At 71.6% G+C, this 25,838-nt stretch carries 24 protein-coding genes; 8 read left to right on the top strand and 16 right to left on the bottom strand.

All coding sequences use genetic code 11. The features are described 5' to 3' along the window. Positions 1-19: 19 nt before the first annotated feature. Genes EV292_RS15425 through EV292_RS15405 form a run of 5 tightly spaced genes read right to left on the bottom strand, consistent with a single transcriptional unit; the run spans position 20 to position 5,233 of the window. Positions 20-1,303 (bottom strand): pilus assembly protein CpaE, encoded by a 1,284-nt coding sequence (locus EV292_RS15425; RefSeq protein WP_132910137.1) that lies wholly within the window; start codon positions 1,301-1,303, stop codon positions 20-22. Position 1,304: 1 nt separating this feature from the next. Further along, on the bottom strand, positions 1,305-1,934 hold the full coding sequence (locus tag EV292_RS15420) for a CpaD family pilus assembly lipoprotein (protein WP_132910136.1): 630 nt from the start codon (positions 1,932-1,934) through the stop codon (positions 1,305-1,307). Between the two features lie 8 nt (positions 1,935-1,942). After that, complete coding sequence (locus EV292_RS15415; RefSeq protein WP_132910135.1) at positions 1,943-3,673, bottom strand: type II and III secretion system protein family protein; 1,731 nt, start codon at positions 3,671-3,673, stop codon at positions 1,943-1,945. Between the two features lies 1 nt (position 3,674). After that, the gene (cpaB, locus tag EV292_RS15410; RefSeq protein ID WP_132910134.1) at positions 3,675-4,706 is read right to left on the bottom strand and encodes a Flp pilus assembly protein CpaB; all 1,032 of its coding nucleotides are present in this window, start codon (positions 4,704-4,706) and stop codon (positions 3,675-3,677) included. A gap of 50 nt (positions 4,707-4,756) precedes the next feature. Continuing rightward, entirely contained in the window at positions 4,757-5,233 is a 477-nt protein-coding gene (locus EV292_RS15405; RefSeq protein ID WP_132910133.1) for a prepilin peptidase, read from the bottom strand. Between the two features lie 52 nt (positions 5,234-5,285). On the opposite strand from EV292_RS15405, the gene EV292_RS15400 reads away from it, so the two are divergent. From EV292_RS15400 to cutA, 3 genes are read left to right on the top strand one after another with little or no spacing between them, the layout of a single operon-like run. Next, positions 5,286-6,209: an alpha/beta hydrolase gene (locus tag EV292_RS15400; protein ID WP_132910132.1), complete on the top strand. Its 924-nt coding sequence runs from the start codon at positions 5,286-5,288 to the stop codon at positions 6,207-6,209. After that, positions 6,206-7,294, top strand: coding sequence for an FAD-dependent oxidoreductase (locus EV292_RS15395; RefSeq protein WP_132910131.1), 1,089 nt, complete (start codon positions 6,206-6,208; stop codon positions 7,292-7,294). The genes EV292_RS15400 and EV292_RS15395 overlap by 4 nt, the downstream gene beginning before the upstream one ends. Further along, the gene (gene cutA / locus EV292_RS15390) at positions 7,291-7,605 is read left to right on the top strand and encodes a divalent-cation tolerance protein CutA (protein ID WP_132910130.1); all 315 of its coding nucleotides are present in this window, start codon (positions 7,291-7,293) and stop codon (positions 7,603-7,605) included. The genes EV292_RS15395 and cutA overlap by 4 nt, the downstream gene beginning before the upstream one ends. Positions 7,606-7,662: 57 nt before the next feature. Here the strand turns inward: cutA and EV292_RS15385 are convergent, their stop codons facing one another. Then, positions 7,663-8,583 carry an alpha/beta hydrolase gene (locus EV292_RS15385; protein WP_132910129.1) on the bottom strand — a complete coding sequence of 307 codons (921 nt, stop codon included), beginning with the start codon at positions 8,581-8,583 and terminating at the stop codon, positions 7,663-7,665. Positions 8,584-8,750: 167 nt separating this feature from the next. On the opposite strand from EV292_RS15385, the gene EV292_RS15380 reads away from it, so the two are divergent. Then, positions 8,751-10,262, top strand: a complete 1,512-nt coding sequence (locus tag EV292_RS15380; RefSeq protein ID WP_347812598.1) for a tryptophan halogenase family protein — start codon at positions 8,751-8,753, stop codon at positions 10,260-10,262. Here the strand turns inward: EV292_RS15380 and EV292_RS15375 are convergent. Together EV292_RS15375 and EV292_RS15370 are read right to left on the bottom strand one after the other, a co-directional pair. Further along, a complete protein-coding gene (locus tag EV292_RS15375; RefSeq protein ID WP_132910127.1) occupies positions 10,237-10,734 on the bottom strand; it encodes a PIN domain-containing protein in 498 nt (165 codons plus the stop codon). The genes EV292_RS15380 and EV292_RS15375 overlap by 26 nt on opposite strands. After that, positions 10,734-10,967 (bottom strand): type II toxin-antitoxin system Phd/YefM family antitoxin, encoded by a 234-nt coding sequence (locus EV292_RS15370; RefSeq protein WP_132910126.1) that lies wholly within the window; start codon positions 10,965-10,967, stop codon positions 10,734-10,736. Before EV292_RS15370 ends, EV292_RS15375 begins: the two co-directional genes overlap by 1 nt. A 183-nt stretch (positions 10,968-11,150) precedes the next feature. Between EV292_RS15370 and EV292_RS15365 the strand changes: the two genes are divergently transcribed. After that, entirely contained in the window at positions 11,151-12,527 is a 1,377-nt protein-coding gene (locus EV292_RS15365) for a cation:proton antiporter (RefSeq protein WP_207913453.1), read from the top strand. 43 nt (positions 12,528-12,570) lie between these two features. Here the strand turns inward: EV292_RS15365 and EV292_RS15360 are convergent, their stop codons facing one another. From EV292_RS15360 to EV292_RS15350, 3 genes are read right to left on the bottom strand one after another with little or no spacing between them, the layout of a single operon-like run. After that, complete coding sequence (locus tag EV292_RS15360; RefSeq protein WP_132910124.1) at positions 12,571-14,130, bottom strand: tryptophan halogenase family protein; 1,560 nt, start codon at positions 14,128-14,130, stop codon at positions 12,571-12,573. Continuing rightward, a complete protein-coding gene (locus EV292_RS15355) occupies positions 14,127-15,671 on the bottom strand; it encodes a tryptophan halogenase family protein (protein WP_132910122.1) in 1,545 nt (514 codons plus the stop codon). Before EV292_RS15355 ends, EV292_RS15360 begins: the two co-directional genes overlap by 4 nt. Before the next feature lie 49 nt (positions 15,672-15,720). Beyond that, positions 15,721-18,774 (bottom strand): TonB-dependent receptor, encoded by a 3,054-nt coding sequence (locus tag EV292_RS15350; protein ID WP_165927139.1) that lies wholly within the window; start codon positions 18,772-18,774, stop codon positions 15,721-15,723. Between the two features lie 375 nt (positions 18,775-19,149). On the opposite strand from EV292_RS15350, the gene EV292_RS15345 reads away from it, so the two are divergent. Next, a complete protein-coding gene (locus EV292_RS15345; protein ID WP_132910120.1) occupies positions 19,150-19,923 on the top strand; it encodes a hypothetical protein in 774 nt (257 codons plus the stop codon). Between the two features lie 72 nt (positions 19,924-19,995). Here EV292_RS15345 and lldD read toward each other — a convergent pair whose 3' ends face one another. Further along, positions 19,996-21,144, bottom strand: a complete 1,149-nt coding sequence (lldD, locus tag EV292_RS15340; protein WP_132910119.1) for an FMN-dependent L-lactate dehydrogenase LldD — start codon at positions 21,142-21,144, stop codon at positions 19,996-19,998. Between the two features lie 122 nt (positions 21,145-21,266). On the opposite strand from lldD, the gene EV292_RS15335 reads away from it, so the two are divergent. Then, positions 21,267-22,130, top strand: a complete 864-nt coding sequence (locus EV292_RS15335; protein WP_132910118.1) for a fumarylacetoacetate hydrolase family protein — start codon at positions 21,267-21,269, stop codon at positions 22,128-22,130. A gap of 43 nt (positions 22,131-22,173) precedes the next feature. On the opposite strand, the gene EV292_RS15330 is transcribed toward EV292_RS15335, so the two are convergent. From EV292_RS15330 to EV292_RS22700, 3 genes are all read right to left on the bottom strand, one after another. After that, entirely contained in the window at positions 22,174-22,377 is a 204-nt protein-coding gene (locus tag EV292_RS15330) for a hypothetical protein (RefSeq protein WP_132910117.1), read from the bottom strand. Between the two features lie 67 nt (positions 22,378-22,444). Continuing rightward, positions 22,445-22,930: a GAF domain-containing protein gene (locus tag EV292_RS15325; protein WP_132910116.1), complete on the bottom strand. Its 486-nt coding sequence runs from the start codon at positions 22,928-22,930 to the stop codon at positions 22,445-22,447. 44 nt (positions 22,931-22,974) lie between these two features. Beyond that, complete coding sequence (locus EV292_RS22700; RefSeq protein ID WP_165927138.1) at positions 22,975-23,136, bottom strand: hypothetical protein; 162 nt, start codon at positions 23,134-23,136, stop codon at positions 22,975-22,977. A 150-nt stretch (positions 23,137-23,286) separates the two neighbouring features. On the opposite strand from EV292_RS22700, the gene EV292_RS15320 reads away from it, so the two are divergent. Then, a complete protein-coding gene (locus EV292_RS15320) occupies positions 23,287-24,693 on the top strand; it encodes a methyl-accepting chemotaxis protein (protein ID WP_132910115.1) in 1,407 nt (468 codons plus the stop codon). 12 nt (positions 24,694-24,705) lie between these two features. Here EV292_RS15320 and EV292_RS15315 read toward each other — a convergent pair whose 3' ends face one another. After that, positions 24,706-25,836: a serine hydrolase gene (locus tag EV292_RS15315; protein ID WP_243693803.1), complete on the bottom strand. Its 1,131-nt coding sequence runs from the start codon at positions 25,834-25,836 to the stop codon at positions 24,706-24,708. Positions 25,837-25,838 lie beyond the last annotated feature (2 nt).

Here is a 25,838-nt window from a genome sequence, read left to right as displayed (position 1 = left end):
TCGGCGCGGGCGCGCAGGTTCACTTCGCGTGCGCCGGCTTCTTGGGCATCAGGCCCTTGAGGTCGGCGAACTTGGAGAGCAGCGAGCCGCCGCGCGCCGCGCCGGCGCCGTTCAGCGGCTCGCCGTCGTCGCTGCTGCGCAGCAGCTGGTCGGCGAAGTCGCTCAGCGGCGTGACGGTCTTGCTCGCCTTGCCCACCTCGGCGAAGGGTTTGCCCAGCTTGGCCGCCTGCGCCGCCAGCTTCTGGTCGAACGGCACCACCACGTCGACCTTGCGCTCGATCGATCCCTCGAAGTCCTTGCGCGTGATCTCGGGCTGCGCGCCGGGATGGACGCGGTTCGCCAGCACCGTCACCTGGATCTGCGGCGCGTTGCTGCGCAGATAGGAGAGCAGGCGGATCGAATCGCGCGCTGCCGCGAGCGTCAGCTCGGTCACCAGCACCGCGGCGTTGATGTCGGCGAGCAGATGCGGATGCTGCACCAGCATCGGGCGCGGCAGGTCAATCACGCTCGCCTCGAACGCGGCGCGCATCTCCTCCTGCAACTGATAGAAGGCCGCGCCGTCGGTGATGATCGGCGCGCTGATCGGCGCCTCGGCCGACAGCACCGACAGTTTCTCCGACGCGCGCACCATCGCGCGCTCGATGAACAGCCCGTCGATGCGGCTGGGATTCTCGATCGCGTCGGTCAGCCCGCGCCCCGGCTCGAGGTCGAGCGCCAGCGCGCCCGTGCCGAAATGCACGTCGAGGTCGAGCAGGGCGGTGGAGCGCTTGCCGCGCTCGCTCATCAGCCACGCCAGCGAGGTGGCGACGGTGGACGCGCCGGCGCCGCCGCGGCTGCCGATCACCGCGACCGCGCAATGCGGACGGTCGAGCGACGCCTCCATCGGCTTGGGCGCGTTGAGCATCGCCTGCGCCTGGCCGAGCGCGTCGCGCACCGCGTCGGGCTGCAACGGCTTGAGCAGATAATCCTGCAATCCGCTGGCGAGCAGGTCGCGATACAGCCGCACGTCGTTGATCTGACCCGCGGCGATCACGATCGTCCCGGGTTCGCAGACCTCGGCGAGGCCGTTGATGTCGCCGAGCGGGTCGCTCGACTCCGCCAGATCGACGAACAGCACGTGCGGGCTCGACGTCACCGACAGCGTCTGCACCGCGTTGCGCAGCCCGCCCTTGTAGACGTTCTCGGTCGGCCAGCCGAGCTCGGCCGCGATCGGGCGCAGCGCCTCGACCGAACTGTCGTCGCACGCGAAGGCGAGGAAGGGCGCGCGGCTGCCCGCGGTGCCCGGCTTCCAGGGTGCGTTCATCTCACTTGCCTCCCGTGCTCTCGCTGCGCACCGCGGTGCCCCCCGCGCCGCTCGGCTGCGCGCGGCGCAGCGCGCCGATCGCCTTGTTGCCGGTCAGCGGGTCATAGCCGCCGGTATCGGACTTGCCGTGGACCAGGTCGTTGGGGTCGGCCACCATCGCGGCGAGATTGCCGTTGATCGAGCAGCCGTAATCGCCGCTGGTGCGCGCGTCGAAGTTGAACAGCCCGCGGTTGGACTGGGGCGAGCAGCTCGGCACCGCGGCGGCGGTGCGCGTGACGGTGACGCGCACCGCGCCCGGCGCGACCGCGCCACCGGTGAGCGGCGCGGCGGGCGCCAGCGTCAGGCCATAGCTGCCCGCGATCGCCGCCACGTCGGCGCGCGCGCCGTCTGCGTCGCCGCGCGGATCGTCGAGCGCGATCGAGTCGCCATAAGCGAGCCGCAGCGCGTCGAGCCAGCCGCGCAGCCGCTGTGCCTCGCCGCTGGCGAGGCCGTCGGGCGCGGCCTGGAGGTCGAGCGCATAGTCGCTGCGCGTCACCACCGGCTGATGCGCGGACTCGACCCCGCGATAGCTGCCGGCGCAGCCGGCGAGCGTCAGCGCGAGCGAGGTCAGGAGGAGCGGACGGTTGAGCATCGTTGACCTCAGTTGATCGAGAAGCCGGGCGCGGGCGCCGGGGACTTGCGGTCGCCCGGCTTCACCGCCTTGGCGTCGGCGGGGGCGCGCTCCGCCGGGGCGGGCGCGACCGGCGCGGGGATCGCGGGCAGCGGCGCCACCGCGCCGACCGCGGGCGCGGCGGGAGCGGCGGCCTGGGTAGAGGGCTTGGGCCGGTCGGCGGCGCGATTGCCGCTCTCCAGCGAGCCGACGAACACGCGCTCGAAATCGCCCGGCGCCTTGTAGCCGTCGGTCGGCAGCTTGATGTCGTTGCCGTTGACCGGGCGCACCAGATACGGGGTGATGACGATCACCAGCTCGGTCTCGTTGCGCTGGAAGCCGTTCGACTTGAACAGCGCGCCGATCACCGGCAGGTCGGCGACGCCCGGGGTCTTGTCGTAATTGTTGTTGTGCGTGTTCTGCATCAGCCCGGCGATCATGAAGCTCTGGCCCGAGCCGAGCTCCACCGTGGTCTCGGCGCGGCGCGTCGTCAGCGCGGGGACGCGCCCGCTGCCCACCGTCACCGCGTTGGAATAATCGAGCTGCGACACCTCGGGGCGGACGCGCAGCGAGATGCGCCCGTCGCTCAGCACGGTCGGCGAATAGGCCAGGCTGACGCCGAACTGCTTGTACTCGATCGTGGTGGTGCCGAGCGCCTGGCTGACCGGGATCGGGATCTCGCCGCCCGCCAGGAAGGTGCCGGTCTCGCCCGACAGCGCGGTGAGATTGGGATTGGCGAGCGTGGTCACCTGCCCCATCGTCTCGCCCAGGTCGATCGCGGACAGCACGTCCATGCCGAGCAGCTTGCCCGCCAGCCCGAGCGAGGTGCGCGTGCCGCTGCTGTCCTTGGTGGCGGTATATTGCGTCCCGCCGACGACGAACCGGCCCTTGGCCGGATCGAACGGCAGCGAGATCGACCCCGCGGGCAACCCGTAGAGCGCCGAGGCGTCGAGCTTGGGCAGCGCCGAGGTGTCGAGATCCGAGATCGTCCCCGGGCTGCGGCCCGAGTTGCCGACGAAGGTGAAGCCCCCGGTCCGGTCGCGCGTGACGAAGCTGTTGCCGATGTTCTTCAGGAACGAGCGGCTGACCTCGGCGAACTTGACCTGCAGGTTGACCTGGAGCGGGGTGGCGGTGCGCAGCCGGTTGACCACGCCGATCTTGAGCACCGCGCCCTCCGCCCCGACCGCGACGCCGGGGTTGAGCAGGCTGGTGACGAGACGCTGCGCCTGGTCCGAATCGGCGGGCGAGTCGACCGTGCCGTTGATCACCGCGATCTGGCCGACCTGGGTGACGCGGATGTCCGCCCCCGGCATCGCCGCCTTCAGCATGCGGTCGATCGAGGTCGAATTCTGCGCGACATGGACGCTGGCCGAGTAGATCACCGCGCCGCTGCGATCGGTGGCGAACACGGTCGAGTCGCCGAAGGCCTTGCCGAACAGATGGATCTGCCGCGGGTTGGCGACATAGACGTCGGCGGTGTCGGGGCTGGACGTCCACACCTCGCTCACGGTCGAGGGCAAGGTGATCAGCTCGCCCTCGCCGATCGAGAGCCACTTCTCGACGCTCGGCTTGGTGACGCCGGCGGGCGGCAGCCCGGTGCGGACCGTGGCGGCGGCGGTGGTGGCGCGCCGCGCGGCGGGGGCCGCCGTCACGGGCGGCAGCGCGACCCCGGCCAGTGCGGCCAGCGCGACGCCGCGCGCGAGGACATGGTGGAGGCGCATCTCAGTTCTTCCCTGCGACGGAGACTTCGGTGACGTTGTTGCCGCGCGCGATCCGCACCATCGGCATCGCCGGGCGCGGCGCGGCGCCGGGATCGATCGCGGCACCGGGGACCGGCGCGGTGACCGGGGTGCTGGAAACCTTGGCGGGCACGCTGCGGCGCTGGAAGCGCGACACGTCGGCGCCGACCGCATAAGTGGTCTCGCCCGACTGGGGCGTGTTGGCGACGCGGTCGAGCATCGCCTGCTCGGCCTTGGCATCCTTGGCGTCGCCGACGCTCACCGCGCCCGAGGCGATCGCCTGGTCGAGCTCGGAGGCGGTGTCCGCGATCGAGCGCAGCGACAGCGACAGCGTGCCGATCGTCTGCGCCACCGCGATCTGCTCGGCGATCTTGGGAGTCGCCTCGACCGTGACGTTCGAGAAGGTCTGGACGATCGTGTTGCCGTTCTCGTCCTTCTGGTCGCTGGTGCGCTGGTCGGTGGCGAGCACGCGCAGGTTGCGGATCACCGTCTCGCTCGCCTTGAGCGGGGGACCGTCGCCGCCGCCCTCGACCGACTGGGTCAGGATCAGGTCGATATGGTCGCCCGGGAAGACGAAGCCCGCGACCGAGGTCTGCGCCGACACCGGCACCGTCACCGCGCGCATTCCCGCGCCCAGCGCCGCGGCGAGGAAGCCGCGATCGCCCGGCTTGACCAGCTGGCCCTGGGTGACGGGCTGGCCCGCGGTCACCGGCAGCCGCACCACCGTGCCGATCAGCTTGGCCAGATCGGTCTGCGACTTCTGAAAATAGGCGTTCTCGACCAGCTCCTTGGGCCAGGGCTGGAACTTCAGCGCGGTGGCGTCGAGGATGGTGCCGACCGGCAGCGCGCGCGTCGCCACCAGCACCTCGGGGCCGTCGACGACGGGCGCGGACGGCGCGGCCATCGCCACCGCCTCGGGTGCCGCGGCACCGGCGACCAGCGAGCGCGCGGCGACCGCGGTGACCACCGCCACCACCAACGCCCCGACCAGCATGATGAGCTTGCGACTATCCATTGGCGAGAAGGTCCTCTGAGCGCGCGCGGCGGCGCCTAATCTGCGGAAAGTTATGCGCTGAATTGGTTAACAAGCGGTTCGGCTAACGTGATGAGCCCGGCCGCCGCGATGGCGACGCCATAGGGCACCTCGATCGCGCCCGCGCCGGCGCGCCAGCGCCGCTCGATCACGAACAACAGGGTCAGCGCCCCGCCGATCACCGACATCACCAGCAGGGTGTCGAGCAGCCGCAGCGGGGTGAGCCACAGCGACAGCGCGCCGATGAGCTTGACGTCGCCTCCCCCCATCTGGCCGAGCGCGAAGGCGCCGACGAACAGCGCGGTGACGCCGAGCGCGACGCCGAGCTGGAGCGCCATGCCCGGCCAGGGCGACAGCCCCACCGCGACCCACCACAAGGGAGCGAGCAGCGCGATCGCGGCGTTCTTGCGGTTGGCGATCTCGCGCGTGCGCGCGTCCTCGATCCCGGCCGAGAGCAACAGCGCGCCGAGCAGCACGGGCAGAAGCCAGGCGAGAAGAGAATGACCCATATCGGCGGTGCTAGACGACAGGGTTTGAGAAACCGTAACCATGATGGGAATGATGATCGACCCCGCCGTCCGCCGTCTCATCCCCACCGCCGCACGCGTCGACATCGCCGCCGCGGCGGACGGCTGGCCGTTGCGCCGCTTCCTCTGGCCGGGGGGCACGCGCGGCACGATCCTGTTCCAGGCCGGGCGCGGCGACATGTTCGAGAAGTATCTGGAGACGTTCGCCTACTGGCAGGCCGCCGGTTGGACCGTGGCGGCGTTCGACTGGCGCGGCCAGGGCGGGTCGGGGCGGCTGTGCGCCGATCCCGCGATCGGCCATTGCGGCGATTTCGCGCCGTGGCTCGCCGATCTCGCCGCGCAATGGCGCGACTGGATCACCCCCCTGCCCGCGCCGCACGTGATCGTCGGCCATTCGATGGGCGGCTATCTGGCGCTGCGCGCGCTGCTCGACGGCGCGGTGCAGCCGCGCGCGGCGGTGCTGGTGGCACCGATGCTCGGGCTGGCCTCGCCGGTGGGCGCGTGGCTCGGCGGGCGCGCGGCGCGGCTGATGCGGCGGCTGGGTGACCCCGCGCGCGCGGCATGGCGCGGCGAGCGCCCCGGCCTGCCCGATCGCCGGCGCCTGCTCACCGGCGACGCCGACCGCTACGCCGACGAGGGCTGGTGGTATGAGGCCGAGCCGACGCTGCGGCTCGGCCCGCCGAGCTGGGCGTGGCTCGACGAAGCCTTTGCCGCCACCGCGCGGCTGCGCGCCGACCCCGCGCTGACGCGGCTCGACGTGCCGGTGCTGCTGCTGGTCGCCGATCACGACCGGCTGGTCGACGCGCGCGCGGCGCACCGCGTCGCGGCGCGGCTGCCGCGCGCCACACTGGTGCGCTTCGGCGAGGAGGCGGCGCACGAGTTGCTGCGCGAGCGCGACGCGGTGCGCGACCGCGCGCTCGCCGCGATCGACTCGTTCCTCGCCGAGCAGGCCGCATGAGCGCGCCCGACCGGGTCGCCGACATCGCGATCGTCGGCGCGGGGATCGCGGGGGCGAGCCTCGCCGCCGCGATCGGTGACCGTGCGCGCGTGCTGCTGATCGAGGGCGAGGACCAGCCTGGCTATCACGCCACCGGCCGCTCCGCCGCCTTCTGGTCCGAGACCTATGGCGGGCCTGCGATCCAGCCGCTCACCTCCGCGTCGGAGCTGCCGCTGCGCGCGGGCGGCTATCTCGACCCGCTCGGCGCGGTGCATGTCGGCCGCGCCGAGGATGCCGCCGCGATCGAGGCGCTGCTCGCCGCATTCGCCGGCAGCGACGTCGCGCTGAGCGCGGTCGACCCGCGCCCGCTGGTGCCCGGACTGCGCGACGACTGGTCGCTCGGCGTGCGCGAGCCGAGCTGTTCGTACATCGACGTGGCGCGGCTCCACGCCGATTACCTCGCCGCGGCGAGTCGGGCGGGAGCGACCTTGCTCACCGCCGCGCGGCTCGTCGCGGTGGCGCGGGTCGGCGGCGGCTGGCGGCTGACGCTCGCCGACGGGCGCCGCGTCGATGCCGCGATCCTGGTCGACGCCGCGGGCGCCTGGGCCGATGCGGTGGCGACGCTGGCGGAGGTGCGCCCGCTCGGCATCCGCCCCTATCGCCGCACCGTCGCGCAACTCGCCACCGATCCGCCCGCGCCCGCGGCGATGCCCTTCGTGATCCACGCGGGCGGCGGCTTCTATTTCAAGCCGGAGGCGGGCGGGCGGCTGTGGCTGAGCCCGCATGACGAGCACCCCGTCCCTGCCCATGACGTCGCCGCGGAGGAGATCGACGTCGCGATCGCGATCGACCGGTTCGAGGCCGCGGTCGACTGGCGCGTCCGCCGGGTCGAGCGGCGCTGGGCGGGGCTGCGCTCGTTCGCGCCCGATCGCCTGCCGGTCTATGGCTTCGCCGAGCCCGGCTTCTTCTGGTTCGCGGGCCAGGGCGGGTTCGGCATCCAGACCGCCCCCGCCGCCGCCGCGATCGGCGCCGCGCTGCTGCTCGGCGACGCCGCGCCGTCGGACCTCGATCCGGCGCGCTACGCGCCGGGGCGGTTCGCGCGATGACCGACGCGATCACGATCAGCTGCGCGTGCGCGGGACGCGAGGAGGCGCGGATCATCGCCACCGCCTTGGTCGACCGCCGCCTCGCCGCCTGCGTCCAGCTCGGCGCGATCGAGAGCCTGTACCGCTGGGAAGGAGAGACCCGGCGCGACGACGAGGTGCTGCTGGTCGCCAAGACACTGGCGCGGCGCTTCGACGCGGTGGCGGCGTGCATCCGCGCGCTCCACAGCTACCAACTGCCCGAGATCGTGGCGCAACCGATCAGCGCGGCGGACCCCGGCTACCTCGCCTGGATCGAGGAGATGGCGGGATAGGGGCCGATCCCGCGCGGTGTGATCCATCTGGTGTGAACCAGCGGGGCGCTTCGCTCCCTAGCCGGCCGCCTTCATCATGCCGTGCATCGTCAGCCAGCGCGCGAAGGCGTCGAACCAGCCGGTGCTGGTCGTCGTCTTGGGGTACATGCCGAAGCCGTGACCGCCCTTCTCGTAGAGGTGGAACTCGACCGGTCGCTGCGCGGCGCGCCAGCGCTCGATCAGCCCGAACCCGCCGTTGGCGAAGAAGGGATCGTCCGCCGCCAGCGCGACGAACAGCGGCGGCGCCGCGGCGGGCACCTCCACCGCGGCGAGCGGGCCGTAGATGTCCGCGATGAACGCGGGCTTCGCCTCGGCGGAGGTCAGCGTCGTCGCGAGCGTCAGCATCGCGCCCGCCGAGAAGCCGATCATGCCGATCCGCTGCGGATCGACGCGCCACTCCGCGGCGCGGCGGCGCACCAGCGCGAACGCCGCCTCGGCGTCGGCGAGCTGGGGCGCGAGCTGGGTCGCCATCGTCGCGGGATCCGGGCGCGGCGGGCGCGCCGCGGTGCCCGAGAACATCGCGCGCATCGCCTCGGCGAAGGCGGGCATCTCGCGCGGGGTCTGGTTCAGCCGGTATTTGAGCACGAACGCCGCGACGCCCCGTGCCGCCAGCGCGCGCGCGACGTCATAGCCCTCATTCTCCATCGACAGCGTGCGAAAGCCCCCGCCCGGTGCCACGATCACCGCCGCGCCGCTGGCGCGCGCGGGGTCGGGCAGGAAGGGCGTGAGCGTCGCCTCGGTGACGTTGCGCGTGAAGATGCTGCCATATTGACGGAACCAGGATTCGGGCACGGTCGCGCCAGGCAGCGCGCCGGTGCCGAGCGCGATCGCGCCCGGTGACGCGGGCGTCGCGATCGGCGTCATCCGGTCCGCCTGCGCCCCGGCCGGCGCGGCCGCCAGCATCGCCGCCGCCGCGAGTGCCGCCCACGCGCGGGTCATCGCCGTTCCTCGCATCCTGTCCTCCCCTGGTATCGTTACCACGACGCTAGGCGAGCCATCGGACGCTGTCCAGCAGCGGCGCCCGCGACATCGTGCGCGCAGCGCGGAACGGGCTGACGCCGCCCGCGCGACTGCGCTATGCTCGCGCCATGTCGGAACCGCGCCGAGTGTTGATCGTGGGCGGTGGCACCGCCGGCTGGTTGACCGCGGCCTATCTGGCGCGTGCGCTCGGCGGCGCGGTGTCGATCACGCTGCTCGAGGCGCCCGAGCTCGGGACGATCGGGGTCGGCGAGGGCACGTTCCCGACGATACGCGAGACGCTGCGCTTCCTCGGGATCGACGAGGCCGCCTTCGTCCGCGACGCGGGGGCGACGTTCAAACAGGGGGTGCGCTTCGCCGAGTGGCAGCCGCCCGTCGCCGGCGTCCCGCACAGCTATTTCCACCCGTTCGATCCGCCCTATCAGGGTGCCGGGCTGGTGCCGCACTGGCTGCGCCAGGACGCGCGCGCGCGCGCGCCGTTCGCGGAGGCGGTGTCGATCCAGCAGCGCGTGGCGGCGGCGCGGCGCGCGCCCAAACAGCCCGGCGAGGGCGATTTCGACGGCCCGCTCCACTACGCCTTCCACTTCGACGCCGCGCGGCTCGCCGCGCTGCTCGCGACGCGCGCGCGCGCGCTGGGCGTGGCGCATCGCAGCGCGCGGCTGCGCGCGGTCGTCGGCGCCGCCGACGGCGGGATCGCGCGGGTGGAGACCGACATCGGTGCGCTCACCGCCGACCTCTATGTCGACTGCACCGGCTTTCGCGCCGAGATGATCGGCGAGGCGCTGCGCTCGCCGTTCCACTCGGTCGCCGACCAATTGTTCACCGACCGCGCGCTCACCTGCAAGATCCCCTATGACTCGCCCGACACACCGCTGGAGAGCGCCACCGTCGCGACCGCGCATGCGGCGGGCTGGATCTGGGACATCGGGCTGGCCGGCGCGCGCGGGATCGGCTGCGTCTATGCCAGCGGCTATATGGGCGACGATGCGGCGGCCGAGACGCTGGGGCGCTATCTCGGGCGCGACCCCGCCGCGATCGCGCCGCGCCGCATCGCCTTCACACCCGGCTGGCGCGAGCGATCGTGGATCGGCAATTGCGTCGCGGTGGGGCTGGCGAGCGGCTTCCTCGAACCGCTCGAATCGACCGGGGTGGTGCTGATCGAGGCGGCGGCGGCGATGATCGCGGAGCTGCTGCCGAGCGACGGCCCCGTCGACGCACCCGCCGCGCGGTTCAACGCGCTGCTCGCCGCGCGCTACGAGAATATCGCCGCGTTCCTGAAGCTGCATTATTGTCTCAGCGCGCGCCCCGAGCCGTTCTGGCGCGACCATCGCGATCCCGCGACGATCCCGCCGCGGCTGCGCGACTGGCTCGACCAATGGCGCCATCGTCCGCCCAGCCGCTTCGACTTCCAGCTCGAGAGCGAGACCTTCGCGCACTTCAACTATCAATATATCCTCTACGGCATGGGCTATGCCACCGCCGGCGGCAGCGCCGACGCGGCCGCGACCGAGCGCGGCGAGCGGCTGCTGGCGCGCGTCCGCACCTTCGGCGAGCGTGCCGCGCGCGAGCTGCCGCCGCACCGCGCGCTGGTGGAGCAGCTCGCCGCCGCGCCGATCAGCCCCGCGCGAACAGGCTCCTGAGCCAGAACGGCCCGCCGCGCGTCGCCTCGCGCCAGTCGAGCTCCTCCTCCACCGCACCCGGGACGTAGCGCCAGGGATCGACCGTCCGCACCTTGCCGAGCCGATAGCGCGCGGGGTGCGGCGTCGCGAGCGTCAGCTTGTGCTCCAGCGCGGTCGCGGCGAAGAGCGCGTCGCGCGGCTCGGCATAGCCGAGCTGTCCGGCACGCCGCGCCACCGCGGCATCGACCGGCAGGATGCGGCCCTCGAAGGCGCGCGGCACCACCTCCTCCGCCCAGTGCCGCGCGCGCGCGCCCGCTCCTTTGTCCGCCCGCTCGATCTGGAGCGTCGCCGCGGCGAGCTCGCCGCAGGTCATCGCCGAGAGGAACAGCGCGGTGCGCGGCTGGCGCGCCGCCCAGGCGGTCACCCCCGGGTCGCAGCTTCCCGCGCGCGCGCCGCGCAACGCCCATAGCAGCTCGGTGTCGAGCAGGTGCATCAGCGCGTCCAGCGCGTGATCGCGCGCCAGTCGGGCTCGACCGCGATCGGCTCGGCGGGGGCGAGCTGGTCGGCGAGCGAGTCCGCCTGCCCCGCGAGCTGCCGGAACGACTCGAAGCTGAGCAGCACATGGGTCGGCCGGCCGCGGTCGGTGATGAGCACCGGCTCCTGCGCGGCGAGCCGCTTGGCCAGGCTGACGTCCTGATTGAAGGCCCGGCTGGAGAGGGTCCGCACGACGCACCGCCTGTCGGATGAGCGAATCTACTGTAGGTACGTACCTACTCTGTAGCGGCGTCGCAACGCTTTGCCGGGTCCGGCTGGAAATCGGCGAGGCGGGCGCGCGGGACGCTTGCGCGGCGGCGCGATCCCTCCCTTGATGGCGCCGGGGGAGAGCGGGCGGTGCCCGCCGCCGGGAGGATGATGATGGGTGATTGGCTGGCCAGCCTGTGGACGACGCTGGCGAACGTGCTCGAACCGCATGGGCCGGCCACCGCCACCGCGGCGCACAGCTACGCGCCGGGCGATTTCTCGATTCACTTCTTCCTCCAGCTCGCGGTGATCCTGGTGGCGTGCCGCGTGGTCGGCTGGCTCGGCCAGCGGCTGCTCGGCCAGCCGCAGGTGGTGGGCGAGATGATCGCGGGCGTCGTGCTCGGCCCGTCGCTGCTCGGGCTGCTCTTCCCGGGGCTCCAGGGTGCGATCTTCCCGAAAGAGACCAAGAACGTGCTCTATGCCGGCGCGCAGCTCGGCGTCGGGCTCTACATGTTCCTCGTCGGCACGACGCTGCGGCTCGACCATTTCCGCACCAAGGCGCGTAGCGCCTCCTTCGTGTCGATGGCCGGGATCGCCGCGCCCTTCCTGATCGCGGTGCTCATCACCCCGCTGCTCCTGAAGGTGCCCGGGCTGTTCGCGGCGGGGATCAGCCAGGCCAACGCCACCCTGTTCCTGGGCGCGTGCATCGCGCTGACCGCCTTTCCCATGCTGGCGCGGATCATCAACGAGCGCGGTCTGGCGGACAGCTCGCTCGGCACGCTGTCGCTCACCGCGGGCGCGTTCGACGACGCCTGCTCCTGGTGCGTGCTGGCGCTGGTGCTGGCCACGTTCGGCGGCGGCGCGGGCGTGGCGATCCTCGCGATCGGCGGCGGGCTGTTGTGGGCCGCATTCGTCGTGCTCGCGGGGCCGCGGCTGCTCGCCCCGCTGGCGCGCAAGGTCGAGCGCGAGGGGGAATTGAGCCTCGCCAGCTTCGCGGTGGTGATGATCGCCTTCTGCGTCTCCGCCTTCCTGATGGACATGGTGGGCATCCACGCGATCTTCGGCGGCTTCATCCTCGGCGCGGTGACGCCGCGCGGGCTGCTGACCGCCGAGATCAAGCGCAAGCTCGAGCCGCTGACGGTGGTGCTGCTGCTGCCGATGTTCTTCACCTATTCGGGCCTCAATACCCGGATGGACATGGTCAATTCGGGCGAGTTGCTGCTGATCGCGCTGGGCGTGCTGGTGGCCTCGGTGATCGCCAAGGGCGGCGCCTGCTATCTCGCCGCGCGGCTGTCGGGTGAGGACAACCGGACCGCGCTGGGCATCGGCGCGCTGATGAACTCGCGCGGGCTGATGGAGCTGATCATCATCAACATCGGGTTGCAGAAAGGGATCATCGGGCCGACCCTGTTCTCGATGCTGGTGCTGATGGCGATCGTCACGACGATGATGGCGAGCCCGCTGTTCGAGCTCTTCTACGGGCGGCGGGGACGCGAGAGCGGCGAGCTGTCGGCACTCGGCCGGGCGCTGCCCGAGGCGGGCTGACGCGCCCTCACGCCCCCGCCACGCCGTCGCGGCCGCGCGCGGCTCAGCCCGCGCCGGTCTGCGCCCCGCCACCATCCCCCCACGCCGGGCGCGCGGGTGCGGCGCAGTGGCGGGCGACATAGTCGGCGTGGCGCGGCATCGCTGCCGCGGTTTTCGCCACCATGTCGCGGACATGGCGCAGGAAGCGCTCGGTCTCGTCGAGCGGCAGCGTCGCCGCCAGCGGGTCCACCGCCCGCGACGGCGGCTCCTGCCCCGCCAGCACCGCGATCCAGCTCGCCGGCGTGAACAGCTCGCCGCGATCGTGGAGCACGCGCCCCGCGCCGCGCCACAGCGCCAGCCGCTCGGCGAGCGTGTCGGGCACCGCCATCGTGCGGCAGTGGCGCCAGTAATCGCTGTCGTCGCGCCGCGTCGCCTTGTAGTGCAGGATGATGAAATCGCGCGCCTGCTCATAGTCGCGGCGCAGCGAGCGATTGTAGGTGTCGCGCTCGGGCGCGGCGAAGCCGGTGTCGGGGAACAGCGCGAGCAATCGCGTGATGCCGAGCTGGATCAGGTGGATGCTGGTCGATTCCAGCGGTTCGAGAAATCCGCCCGCCAACCCGATGGCGACGCAATTCCCTTCCCACCAGCGCCGCCGCACCCCCGCCTCGAACCGGATCGAGCGCGCCGTGTCGAGCGCCGGCTCGGTCAGCCCCGCGAGCAGCAGCCGGTGCGCCTCCTCTTCCGCCACGACGTCGCTGGCATAGACATGGCCGTTCCCGGTGCGGTGCTGGAGCGGGATGCGCCAGCGCCAGCCCGCGCGCTCCGCCATCGCGCGCGTGTACGGCGCCGGGTCGGACGCGGCGGCGCTCGGCACCGCGAGCGCGCGATCGTTGGGCAGCCAGTGGCGCCAGCTCTCGAACCCCACGCCGAGCGTTTCGCCGATCAGCAGCGCGCGAAAGCCGCTGCAATCGACGAACAGCTCGCCGCCGAGCTGCCGCCCGTCGGCGAGCCGCAGCGCGGCGATATGCCCCGTCTCGGGCGCGAGCGCGACGGAGTCCACGCGCCCCTCGACCCGACGCACGCCCGCCGCCTCGGCGTAGGCGCGCAGGAAGCGCGCCACCAGCGTCGCGTCGAAATGGAGCGCGTGGCGCAGGGTCGAGCGCACCGCGGCGGGATCGCTGCTGGCGCGGTCGAAGCGATGCTGCCGCGCCGCGACGGTACACAGGCTGTAGTCGTCGAGCGTCCCCGCGTCCGCCACGCCGGCGCGCGCGGCGCGCTGCCACAGCTGGTGGAAGGCGACCCCGGCGATGTCGCGCCCCGCGGCGCCGAACGGGTGCATGTAGCGCTCGCCGCGCGCACCCCAGTCGCTGAACTCGATGCCCAGCTTGAACGTCGCGCCGGTGGCGCGGACGAACGCATGTTCGTCGATCCCCAGCATCGCGAGGAAATCGAGGATCGACGGGATCGTCGCCTCGCCCACGCCGACGGTGCCGATCTCGGCCGACTCGACCAGTGTCACCGACACGCCCGCCGCGACCAGTCGCGACAGCGCCGCCGCGGTCATCCAGCCCGCGGTGCCCCCTCCGACGATCGTGACCGCGCGGACGGGTGCGGGCGTGCTCACGCGCCGCCGCCGAAGCCGCGGTGCTGCGCCGCCTCGACCAGCGCGCGATGCGCCGGCAGGTTGGCGAGCGCGACGCCGACCTGGCGCCGCACCTCGCCGAAGGCACGCCGCGCGTCGTCGCGGTAGCGCAGCGCGCCGGCGCGCGCGCTCAGGTCGGTGCGCCAGCCCATGCCGTAGAGGACATATTGCCAGCTCGCCTCGGTGAAGATGTCGACCTGGGGATCGATGTCGAGCTCGTTGGGCCAGCGGTGGCGCCAGCGGTCGAGCAGCTCGAGCAGGCTGGCGGTGTTCGACGAGCCGGCGACATTGTCGCGCCAGAAGTCGGTGTCGCGCCGCTCGGACAGGCAGTAATGCAGCTTGATGAAGTCGAGCGCGCGCTCGTAGCGGCGCAGCAGGTTGGCGTTGAACTGGCGCGCCGAGGTCTCGTGATCGCCGCTCCACGGGAAGAGGTTGGCGATCATCGCGGCGGACACCTCGGCGAAGGCGATGCCGGTCGCCTCGAGCGGCTCGAAGAAGCCGCTCGACAGCCCGACCGCGACGCAGTTGCGCCGCCAGTTGACCTCGCGGAAGCCCGCCTCGAAGCGGAAGCGGCGCACCTCGGCCTGTTCGCCGCGCGCGCCGAGATAGCGGCGCAGCGCGCGCTCCGCCGCGTCGTCATCGCTGTGATCGGACGAGTAGACGTGGCCGATGCCGCGGCGCCGATCGAGCCCGATGTCCCAGATCCATCCCGCCTCCTGCGCGGTGGAGATGGTCTGCGACGCGATCGGCGCGTCCGCGGCCTCGTACGGGAGCTGCGCGGCGAGCGCGCGGTCGCAGAACAGCACGTCGCGGCACGAGCGGAACGGCACGCCCATCGCCTTGCCGATCAGCTCGGCGCGGAATCCGGTGCAGTCGACGTAGAGGTCGGCGGTGAGCGCGCCGTGGCGCTCGGTCTCGACCCGCTCGATCGCGCCGCTGTGGTCGAGCGCGACATGGGTGACGGTGTCGATCAGATGGGTGACGCCGTTCGCCACCGCGCGCTCGCGCAGCAGCCCGGCGAGCGCGACCGCGTCGAAGTGGAAGGCATAATTGAGCGGCCCGACATAATCCGGGTGGGTCGGGAGCTTGGGCGCGCGCGCCGCGTCGGCGGCGGCTTTCTGCGGGGTGGACACCTCATCCCACTCGGCGTCGCCCGCCGCGCCGCTGAGCCAATAGGGCAGCAGCTCGAGCCCGCCCGGCGCCTCCGCGACCTGGAACGGGTGCATGTAATGGTCGCGGCCGAGCGTGCCCGGCGCGCGTTGCCAATGGACGAAGCGGGCGCCCTGTTTGAAGGTGGCGCCGCAGCGCCGCACCAGCTCGGCCTCGTCGACGCCGATCGTGGCGAGCGTGCGCCGGATCGTCGGGAAGGTGCCCTCGCCGACGCCGAGCACGCCGATGTCCTTGGACTCGACCAAAGTGATCGCGACGCCGTCGGCGAGATCGGCACCGAGCCGCTTGGCGAGATAGCCGGCGGTGAGCCACCCCGCGGTGCCCCCGCCGACGATCAGCACGCGCTTTCTCATCGCTCTCTCCCGATCCGCCGGCCCGCGCCGGCGGATCGTCATAACAGCCTTAGAAGGAGAGATTGATCCCCGTGCTGATGCGGCGGTCGCTCTGGAACCAGCTGCGCCCGACCAGCGCGCCGCCAGGATATCCGCCCATCAGCGTGCGCTGGGTCGAGGCGGTCAGGTTGGTCCCTTGCACGCCGAAGGAGAAATGGTCGTTCACCTTGAAACGGACGCCGGCATCGAGCGTGCCGAACGCGCCGCCGTAGACGGGGAGTGCGATCTGGATGTTGTCGCTCGCCGCGCCCGCCGGTGCGGCATAGAAGCCGTAGGTCGGGTTCGTGCCGTTGCTGTTGGTCGTCTGCAGGTAGCGCGAGCGCCACGAATACGCCACGCGCAGCGAGATCGGGTTGCGCTCGTAGAGCAGGGTCGCGTTGGCATTGTGCTTCGACAGGCCGATCAGTGGCGCGTCCGAGCGGATCACACCGTTGATGTCGCGGTACAGATCGCCGGGGTTCTTGCTGTCGATGAAGGTGTAATTGCCCTCGAAGCCGAAGCCGCTCAGCAGCCCGGGCAGCATATCGAGGAAGAACCGGCCGCCCACCTCGACGCCCTTCACCGTCGCCGCGCGATCGGAGTTGATATAGTCGGACGCCGCCGCGGTGACGACCTCGTTGGTGCCGTCGGCGAACACCACGTTCACCTGGCGCTGCGTCAGCGAGTAGATCGGCAGGTCGGTGATGCGCTTGTAGAAGGGCGCGACGTGGAACGACGTGCCCGCGCGCGGGTACCATTCCAGCGATATGTCGAAATTGTTCGACATCGTCGGCTTCAGCAGCGGATTGCCCGTATCGGCGCTGAAGTTGGTGAACAGGCCGGGCTGGCCCTGCACCGGATTGGACGTCGTCTGCACGCTGACCGATCCCGAGGCGCGCAGCGCCTGGAAGCTCGGCAGGTCGAGCGTGATGTTGTAGCCGCCGCGCAGCTTGGTGTTGCTCGTCGGCGCGAACTCGAGGTTCACCGATGGCAGGACGCGCGTGAACTCGGCCTCGCCGCCGCGCGGCACCGCCGCGTCGGTCAGCGTCACCGTCTGGCCGTTGCGGATGAAGGTGCTGGTGTTCTGGCGGATGTAGCCGCTGCCCTCGTTGCGGATGTTGACGACGCGGACGCCGACATTGCCCGAGATCCCCGGCATGTCACCCTGCGGCCCAAAGCGCAGCAGCGCGTAGCCCGCGATGTTGCGCGTGTAATTGTCGACGCGGTCATCGGGCAGCACGAAGCCCGGTGTGCGGATCCCGGACAGGCCGCCGTAACCGCTGACCGGCAGCGGACCGGAGACCGAGCAGTTCGATCCGTCGGCCGGGCAGAACCCAGCCGGCGGCTTCTGGACCAGCCCGGTGCGATCGAAGACGAAGCGTCGCGCCAGCGACTCGGTCGCGAACATCAGGTTGCCGGGCAGGATCGTATTGCCGCGGAAGAAATCGTCGAAGCTGTGGACCGAGACGTCGCCCGGCGCGGCGTTGGCATAAGTGAGCTGCGGGTCGCCGTTCCAGCCGCGGCCCAGCGCCGACCAGTTATAGCCGTTGGCGAAGTCGCGCTCGGTGCGGACCGCGGCGCGCGCGCCGAGCTTGACCGAGCGGAAGAAGCTGTCCTCGAACTTATATTCGGCGTCCACCTGCGCGGAGTCGAGCCGGCCCTTGTTGTTCTCGTTGTGCGGCATCGACGCCGACCAGAAATAGCTCGACGGATCGGCGAAGGACGCCTGGACGTCGGGGTTGACCGTGATGCGCGGCAGGTCGCCGGTGAGGTCCATGCCGAAACCCGAGCCGAAGCTCACCTCGCGGAAGATGTCGAGCCGATCGTAGATCTGCTTGGAATCGACGCGCTGGATCGCGCCGCGGATCGACAGCGCGCTGTCGTCGGGCGCGTAGGCGAAGGACAGCGAATAGTCGCGCGTGACCGTGTTGCTGGTCACGAACCCCTTGTTGCCGCTGCTGTTGACGATCCCCGTCCGCTGGAACGTGGCGGGATCGCGGTTGAACAGCGAATCTGTCTTCAGCAACAGACCATTGTCGTCGAACTGGCTGGTGGCAGGATCGACCGCGAGCGTCTGCGACGAGACCTGCGCACCATAGTCGCTCGACTGGCTCTTGTAGCGCGACTGGAAGAAGGTGCCGGTGAAGGTCAGCGAGTCGCTCGGCGCCCATTGCACCGCGCCGTAGATGCCGTAGCGGCGATACTGGAACGCCTCGTCGCCGTAGGTGAAGCCGCCGGGGACGTAATAATCGTTCCCGCTGATGCGCGTCTTGAAATAGGGCTCGGTGCGGATGAACTGCGACAGCGAGCTGAACTGGCTGAAGGCGAGGTCGGCGAGCACGCCGATGCGGCCGATGCCGGTGTCGAAGCTCTTGGTGACGAGGAACGAGCCGGTCGGATCGGCCTTGTTGGCCATGTCGCCCAGCGCCAGCTCGCCGGTCCCGGCGACGTGGAAGCCGCCATTGAAGTCGAACGGCAGCTTGGTGCGCAGGTCGATCTGGCCGCCGGTGCCGCCCTCGATCAGGTCGGCGGTGGAGGCCTTGTACACGTCGACCGCGGCCATCAGCTCGGGGGTGACGTCGCTCCACAGGATCGCGCGGCCGTTGTTGGCGCTGAAGATCTCGCGGCCGTTGAGGCGCGACGCGACGCCGGTCAGGCCGCGCACCTGCACGCCCGAACCCTGCACCGAATAGTGGTCGGGATCGCCGAGCGCGGCGAAGCGCACGATCGACACGCCCGAGACGCGCTGGAGCACCTCGGTGATCGAATTGTCGGGCAGCTTGCCCGCGTCGTCGGCGACGACCGAGTCGATGATGGTCTCGCTGCGGCGCTTGCGCTCGTCGGCGGCCTGCAACGCCGCACGACGGCCGGTGACGACGACGTCGCCGGCATCGTCCGCGCCGGGCTCACCCTGCTCCTGTCCGGGGGCGGCGGCCTGGGTGGCGTTGGGCGCCACCGGCTGGATCTCCGTCTGTGCCCAGGCGGCACCGCTCACGCCCATCGCCAGCAGCGCGGCGAGCGACACGCCGACGCGCAGCGACGAGTGAACGTTAACAGATCGAACGAGTCGCGAGGTACCCAGCATCATCCCCCCCTTTATTTCCGTCGACACGACGGTACGGACAGTGCGCCTTGTTGAGCGCTACCATCGCTGCCGTGTAGCTGCTCGGACATGTCGGATCAATGTGAAACTCGCACTCGCTCGCGACAGATCGGGATGTGCGGGGTAATTAGCTGGAATAGAAGGAAATCAACTTTCCGGGGCAGTCACGGACGGCGGCGCGCTCCCGCCAAGCCTCTGTCTCATCCCAAGACAAACATAAGCGTCGCGCGGACCACCGTCGCGGGTCGGCGTCACGGTTGATCGTGTGCCCCCCTCGCCCGACCATGCGCGCATGACCGACGCTCTCTTCCGCCGTCATCGCGGTCGCGCGCCCGGCTCCCGCGGTGAGTCGCGGCCGTGAGGACGCGCGACATCAACCGCCAGGCGCGGGCCGCGCTGATCTGGCTCGCGCCGGTGCTCGCCGCGCTGCCGATCGCCTTCTACGTCGGGGGCATCCTGCTCACCGCGGGGGCGTTCTTCCCGCTGGGGATCAGTACGCTCAGCGCGTTCGGTGCGACCGAACTCGCCCTGGCCGGCTGGCTGCGGCTCGGCAGCGTCACGCTCCTGCTCCTGCCGGTGTTCGTCATCGCGTCGATCCTCGTCTGGCCGGTGTCGCGGCTGCTGTCGCGCCGGCTGAGTCGCGCCGCGCCGCGCGCAATTCCGCTGGCCAGCGCGATGGTCGTGGCGGGCTGTTGCGGCATCGCCGCGATCGCGGCACGCGGCGTGTTCGAGGCGCTGGTCGCGCTCTTCGCCGCGGCGGTGTTCGTCGTGCTCGTCGTCGCGCTGCTCCGCCGCAGCGAGGCGGCGCTGCAACGGACGCTGCGCCCGCTCCGCTGGTATCTGGCGGCCTTCGCGATCACGCTCACTTTGCCCGCGCTGGGCGAGGCGGTGTCGCCGCTCGCGGACGGGCCGCGCCGCCCCGGCGTCGCCGCGCTCGCCACCCCCCGCGGACTGGCGTGCGTCCGCCCCCTGCTGCTCGGCCAACGTCGGATGCTGTTCGCGCAGGGCAACCGCATCTACCTCGCCGACGATCAGGCCAATGTCGCGCTCGAGGTCGGTCGGCTACCCCCCGCCACCGTCCCACGTGCCGACGACTGCCTCGCCCTCCCCTTGTTCAAGAAGGACAGCTAACGGCGAGCGGCTGGTAGCGTTACCAAGACAACGCTGTCATTCCGGAGCGGTCGGGGGCTTGACCGCGGGCGTTCAGCGCGGGACGAGCGCGTCCGGCCCGATCGCGTCGATCGTGGTGCAGCCGGTGAGCGCCATCGCCACGCGCATCTCCGCCTCGATCAGCGCGAGCATCCGCGCCACCCCGGCCTCGCCCCCCGCCGCGAGCGCATAGGCCCAGGCGCGCCCCAGCAGCACGCCGCGCGCGCCGAGCGCCAGCATCCGCACGACGTCCAGCCCGGTGCGCACCCCGCCATCGGCGAGCACGGTGATCCGGTCGCCCACCGCCTCCGCGATCGCGGGCAAGGCGCGTGCGGTGGAGGGCACGCCGTCGAGCTGGCGCCCGCCATGGTTGGAGACGACCAGCCCGTCGGCCCCCAGCGCCGCCGCCTCGCGCGCGTCCTCGGCGTCGAGCACCCCCTTGAGGATCAGCGGCCCGTCCCAGTCGCGCCGGATCGTCTCGAGGTCGCGCCACGTCACTGTGGGGTCGAAATTGTTGCGCATCCAGCCGAGGAAATCCTCCAGCCCCGAACTCTTGCCGAGGACCGGCGCGACATTGCCGAGCTGGTGCGGGCGCCCGTGCAGGCCGACGTCCCATGCCCAGCGCGGGTGGCGCAGCGCCTGGCCGAAGCGCCGCGCCGCGCCGCGCCATCCGGTCGCCCCCGCCAGGCCCGAGCGATAGTCGCGGTAGCGCGATCCCGGCACCGGCATGTCGACCGTGAAGACCAGCGCGTTGCACCCGGCCGCGCGCGCCTGGTCGAGCAGGTCGCGCATGAAGCCGCGGTCGCGGATCATGTAGAGCTGGAACCAGAAGGGCCGCGTCGTCCCGCACGCCACCTCGGCGATCGGGCAGGCCGAGACGGTCGAGAGGCAGAAGGGGATGCCCGCCGCCTCCGCCGCGCGCGCCGCCTGCACCTCGCCGCGCCGCGCGTTCATCCCCGCCAGCCCGATCGGCGCGAGCGCCACCGGCAGCGCGAGCCGCTGGCCGAACAGCTCGGTCGACAGGTCGAGCGCGCCGATGTCGCGCAGCACGCGCTGGCGCAACTCGATCGTCTCGAGATCGGCGACGTTCCGCCGCAGCGTCGTCTCGCTGTACGAGCCGCCGTCGATATATTCGAACAGGAAGGGCGGCAGGCGGCGCCGCGCGAGCGCGCGGAAATCGAGGGTGGAAGCGACGATTGTCATGAGGTTCGGGTTCACGAAGGCGGTGGCGCGCTGTAGCGCATAGGTGCAACCTGCATCCACTGGCGCGCGATGGCAACGTCCGCGTGGCCGCGCCGCTTCCTCCAGCCGTCGAGGTGATCACGATGAAACTCTGCCGCTACGGTGCGAAAGGCGCCGAGAAGCCAGCGCTGGTCGACGCCGACGGCCGGCTGCGCGACCTGTCGGGCGTGATCGCCGATCTCGGCGCGGCCGACCTCGCGCCGGCGTCGCTGACGCGCCTCGCCGCGCTCGATCCGGCGTCGCTGCCGCTGGTCGAGGGCACGCCGCGCTACGGCGTACCGGTCGCGGGGACGCAGAAGTTCGTCGCGATCGGGCTCAATTATGCCGATCACGCCGCCGAATCGAACCTGCCGATCCCGGCCGAGCCGGTGGTCTTCAACAAATGGGTCAATTGCCTCCAGGGCGCCAACGACCCGGTGGTGATCCCGCGCGACAGCGCAAAGACCGACTGGGAAGTCGAGCTCGGCGTCGTGATCGGTACGCGCGCCAGCTATGTCGACGAGGCCGCCGCGCTCGATCATGTCGCGGGCTATGTCGTCGTCAACGACGTCTCGGAACGCCACTGGCAGCAGGAGCGCGGCCCCACCTGGGACAAGGGCAAGGGCTTCCCGACCTTCGGCCCGGTCGGGCCGTGGCTCGTCACCGCCGACGAGGTGGGCGACCCGCAGCAGCTCCGGCTGTGGCTCGCGGTCAACGGCAAGACGGTGCAGGACGGCTCCACCGCGACGATGATCTTCACCGTCGCGCAGATCGTCGCTTATTGTTCGCAGTTCATGACGCTGGAGCCCGGCGACATCATCACCACGGGCACCCCGCCGGGTGTCGGCCTGGGCCAGAAGCCAGCGCCCTGGTATCTCAAGCCGGGCGACGTCGTGACGCTCGGGATCGACCGGCTCGGCGAGCAGCGCCAGGAGTTCGTCGCCTGGTCGCGCGAGGCGCTGGGCTGAGCGGGGCCGCGGCGGCGGGTGCCGCCGCGGACCGCCGCCCGGGTCATTTCTCGACGACGCCGCGCCCCGCCACTTTCTCATAGGCCGACAGCTCGTCGCCGATCGCGACCTTGGCGGCGAGATCGTCGGCGCGCGCGCGGTCCTTGGCGACCCGCTTGGGATCCCCGTCGTCGTCGGGGTCAGCCGCGCCCACGTTGGGGCTGTCGGGCACATACAGCACGCGCTGTTCTTCGCTGTCGTCGGCCATGCGCGATTCTCCTTGGTTCACCCCTGGCCAACGCGTCAGCCGCCGGGGGGTGCCGCGCGGAAGCGCATCAGATCGCCATGATCCGCTCGGCCCGTCGTGCCAGATGCGTCAGATCGTACACGTCGAAGCGACCGAGCCGCGGCGTCGTGTCGGCGACGCACAGGGCGCCCAGCGCGAAACCGGCGTGATCGACCAGCGGTACGCCCGCGTAGAAGCGGATGTGCGGATGCCCGGTGACCGCCGGATTGGAGCCGAAGCGCCGATCGTCGCGCGCGTCGGCGACGATCATCGGCTCGCCCGGGCGAAGGATCGTGTGCGCGCAGAAGGCATCGCGGCGCGGCCCTTCCTCGGCGTCGATCCCGATGCGCGCCGCGAGCCACTGGCGCGAGCGGTCTACCACCGAGATCGCCGCGATCGGCGCGCGGGCGAGACGCGCGGCCTCTTCCACGATGCGCTGCAGCTCGGGATTGCGCGGCCGCAGCAGGATGCCGCAATGATCCACCGCGCGCTGGCGCGCGATCTCATTGGCGGGAAAGGGAGCGAAGCTGCCCATCGCTCAGCGCCGCCGCGCCGCGGCGTGCGTCGTGCCGGTGCGCATCAGATCAACACGTCCGAGTTGGGGCGCGGCGGAAAGCGCAATTTGGCCTCCACCTCGCGCATATAGCGTTCGACCTCCTGCGCGGCGCGAATGTCGGTCAACGTGCCGGCGACTCGCGCGGCGACTTCCAGCTCGTTCTTGAGCTTGCGCGGATCATCCACGGGTACTCTCCTGTGTCACCGTGATTGTGTCAGCCTATCTGCCCCTTAAGTCCTAACAGACGGTTAACGATATAGTTAACGGCGCATCAACCACTTAGCCCACCCTTACGCGCTTGCGGTAAAGCCGCCTTAACCCGTGGCAGCTAGGATATGGCTTTCCGCAGGGGACCATGGGTGCCGCTCGACCAGACCATCGCTGAAGCCGCGCGCCGCTCGGGCGAGCTGGGGATCCGGACGCTCGATCTGCAGGCCGATATCGCCGAGCTGTCGACCCGCGTCACCGCGCAGGCGGGGACGATCGAGGGGATCGGCGCGCAGGCCAGCCGGCTCGCCGCCGACGCCGAGAATGTCGCGCATGCCGCGCGCGACGCGCTCGACACCACCACCGGCGCCAATGCGGTGCTGGCCGATTCGAACGTCCAGATCGACGCCGCGACCGGCGACGTGGTCGAGCTGATCGCCCAGGTCAGCCGCATCCACGAGAGCCTCGGCGGCTTCACCTCCGCGCTGGAGGATGTCGGGCGGGTCACCGCGACGATCGACGCGATCGCCAAGCAGACCAACCTGCTCGCGCTCAACGCCACGATCGAGGCGGCGCGCGCGGGCGATGCCGGACGCGGGTTCGCGGTGGTGGCGGGCGAGGTCAAGAAGCTCGCCTCGGAGACCGCGGTGGCGACCGCGCGGATCAACGGGTCGATCGACACGCTCACCGCCCAGGCCGATGCGATGCTCGGCCGCGTCGATCTCGGCGTCGCCAAGGCGCGGTCGGCGCATCGCGGCACCAAGGACATCGAGACGCTGGTGGCGCGGCTGCGCGGGCTGATGGACGGGTTGGCGCGCAACAGCGAGGCGGTGGCGCAGCGCGTCGGCTCGATGGTGAGCGCGGTGGGAGAGGTGCGCGGCGGCCTGGGCGAGCTGGCCAGCACCTCGACCGACAATGCGCGCGGGCTGCAACGGCTGTCCGACCGCGTCACCAGCGTCAGCGACGACACCAACGATCTGCTCCAGACGCTGGCCGAGAGCGACGCGGACATGCCCGATCGACCGTATATCCGCTTCGCGCTCGCCGCCGCGCGCGACGTGTCGGAGGGGCTGGCGCGCTTGATCGCCGAGGGTGCGCTCGACAAGGCCGCGGTGATGAGCGAGCGCTATGCCCCGGTCGAGGGCACCGACCCGCCGCTGTTCACGCATCCTGTCATGACCGCGCTGACCGCGCTGGCGCGCCCGCATCAGGAGGCGGCGCGCGCGCTGCCCGGCTTCTTCGGGATGAGCTTCACCGATCGCAACTGCTTCGGCGCGGTGGCGATGCCCGAGCGGTCGCAGCCGCAGCGCCCCGGCGACCGCGCGTGGAACGCGGAGCATTCGCGCAACGGCGTCTTCTTCCACTTCCCCGAGACCGCGGTGCAGGTACGCATCACCCAGCCCTTCTGCCTCAAGGCCTATCGTCGCCCGGTCGAGGGCGGCGGGGTGGTGCTGCTCAAGCAGGTGATCGCGTCGATCGCCGTGCTGGGCGATCACTGGGGCGTGCTCCAGCTCGCCTACGCCAACCAGGGCTGAGCCGCGGCGGGCTCAGTCGTGCGCCGCGACCAGCGCGCGCGTGACGTCCCCCATCAGCCGCATCCGCACCGGGATCGGCTCGCGCGTGCTCGCGATCAGCACCGCCACCGCGTAGCGATGACCGTCGGGCGCGACGATCAGCCCGACGTCATTATAGCCGGTCGCGAGCGAGCCGAGCTCCTGCCCCGTGCCGGTCTTGTGCGCGAGCGTCCAGCCCGGTCGCAGCCCCGAGCGGAGCCGTAGCGGCCCGGTCCGGCTCTGCCGCATCAGCGCGAGCAGCGAGGCGGTGGAACGCGCGCTCAGCAGCTTGCCCTGCGCCAGCAGCGACAGGCCCAGCGTGATGCCGTTGGCCGAGGCGCCATCGTAGGGCGCGGCGAGATAACGGTCGAGCGCGCGCCGCCGCACCGGCTCGCTGAGCTTCGCGCGCGCCTGGAGAAAGCCCCAGCCGCCGGCCCATTCGTCGCGCCATTCCAGCCCGGCGGTGCGCGCCTGGAGCAGCCGCTCGCCCGGCCCGAAGGTGACACCCTCGATGCCCTTGTCGCGCAGCAGGCGGCGCACCGCGATCGGCCCGCCGACCCGCCACAGCAGCACGTCGTTGCAGGTATTGTCGCTGTGCGTCATCGCGCCGCGCAACAGCTCGCCGATCGTGGTGCGATGGCCCGCCGCGCCGACCTTGGCGCGGATCGGCTGGTGGAAGAGCGTGAGGTCGGAGCGCCGCACCGTGATCGCGTCGTCGAGCGACAGCTTGCCCGCGTCCACCGCCGCCATCACCGCGATCGCGACCCATAATTTGCTCACGCTCTGCTGCGGGCGCGCGCTGTCGCCGCCCCAGGCGACGGTCCAGCCCTCGTCGATGTCGCGCACCGAGATGCCGACCTGCCCGCGGAACGCCCCGCCCAGCGCCTGCACCGCGTTGAGCAAGGTCGCGGGCGGCTGCGGACGCTCGGGGGCGCTCGGCGTAGCGGGAACGGGCGCCGGGCGCGCGGGCGGCGCGGTCTGCACCGTGATCGGCGTCGTGACAGGCGCAGCGGGAGCAGGCGCGGCGGGGGCGGGAGCCGGGGGAGCCCCGGCGGGTACACAGGCGGCGGCATGGATACAGGCGACGGCGAGCAGGCCGCCGCGCACAAACGCGAGACGAGACAATA

This window comes from Sphingomonas sp. BK235 (genome assembly GCF_004345855.1).
In the GTDB taxonomy this organism is placed as follows: Bacteria; Pseudomonadota; Alphaproteobacteria; order Sphingomonadales; family Sphingomonadaceae; genus Sphingomonas.
The sequence above is the reverse complement of the archived record's forward strand: the minus strand, read 5'-3'. Positions and strand labels throughout refer to the sequence as shown.